Origin of the sequence: Pseudoalteromonas sp. S2721 (assembly GCF_005887425.1) — a bacterium.
Taxonomy (GTDB): Bacteria; Pseudomonadota; Gammaproteobacteria; order Enterobacterales; family Alteromonadaceae; genus Pseudoalteromonas; species Pseudoalteromonas simplex.
In genome coordinates, this window is the sequence record NZ_PNCZ01000022.1 from 1 (window position 1) to 451 (window position 451).

General features: G+C 42.8%; 1 rRNA gene. It reads right to left on the reverse strand.

Going from position 1 to position 451, the window contains the following annotated elements:
- Positions 1-225: ribosomal RNA gene (locus CWC02_RS09720) — 16S ribosomal RNA — on the reverse strand; the annotation flags it as partial.
- Between the last annotated feature and the right edge of the window lie 226 nt (positions 226-451).

Sequence of the window (451 nt, forward strand, 5' to 3'; positions counted from 1 at the left end):
TAGGGCGAGAGGCCCGAAGGTCCCCCACCTTGGTCCGTAGACATCATGCGGTATTAGCAGTCGTTTCCAACTGTTGTCCCCCACCATAAGGCATATTCCCAAGCATTACTCACCCGTCCGCCGCTCGTCAGCAGAGTAGCAAGCTACTCTCTGTTACCGCTCGACTTGCATGTGTTAGGCCTGCCGCCAGCGTTCAATCTGAGCCATGATCAAACTCTTCAATTAAAAGTTTTTTGTTTGAAGTAAACTTCAAACCATGCTCAATGAATTCTGATTGTTTGCTTCTACTTTTTAAAAAAGTAAAATCAAAACGAATTGACTATATAGTCACTCAGTTACATTTGAGACTCTAAATTTGTTTGCTCCACTTAGTAAACTAAGCTTCGCTGTTAGAACTCAATCTGTACGAGTGCCCACACAGATGATTGCTTTATATTGTTAAAGAACGTTC